Source organism: Pseudomonas agronomica (genome assembly GCF_025917275.1).
Classification (GTDB): Bacteria; Pseudomonadota; Gammaproteobacteria; order Pseudomonadales; family Pseudomonadaceae; genus Aquipseudomonas; species Aquipseudomonas agronomica.
Genome location: NZ_JAOSHO010001084.1, coordinates 1 through 372 on the forward strand (window position 1 = coordinate 1; position 372 = coordinate 372).

Consider the following 372-nt stretch of genomic DNA (forward strand, 5'->3'; position numbering starts at 1 on the left):
ACAACATCGAAAACGGTTGGCGCGCGGTGCAGCCGTTCCTCGATGCCTGGCGGGAAGACGCAACGGTCCAGCCGTACCAGGCTGGTGAGGATGGCCCGGCGGCCGCCGACGAATTGCTGACTCGCGATGGTCGCGTCTGGCATGGCCTCGGATGAGTGATCAGGTGAAACGCCCCATCCGCTTCTTGCTCAGTGACATGGACGGTACGTTGCTGCTGCCCGATCACAGTCTCAACCAGCGCACCATCCAAGCCGTTCGTTCATTGCGCGAGGCCGGCGTGCTGTTCAGCCTTGCCACCGGGCGTCCCCCGCGGGCCATGTTGCAGCAGATCGAAGCCCTGGGCGTCGACCTGCCCACGGCGGCGTTCAACGG

At 65.1% G+C, this 372-nt stretch carries 1 protein-coding gene and 1 pseudogene; both read left to right on the forward strand.

The window, feature by feature from the left end; all coding sequences use genetic code 11:
* Positions 1–155: pseudogene (locus tag OC610_RS29020) on the forward strand (glucose-6-phosphate dehydrogenase); the annotation flags it as partial.
* A partial coding sequence (locus OC610_RS29025; RefSeq protein WP_264433284.1) for an HAD family hydrolase occupies positions 152–372 on the forward strand: 221 nt, incomplete at its 3' end. The pseudogene OC610_RS29020 and the gene OC610_RS29025, both read left to right, overlap by 4 nt.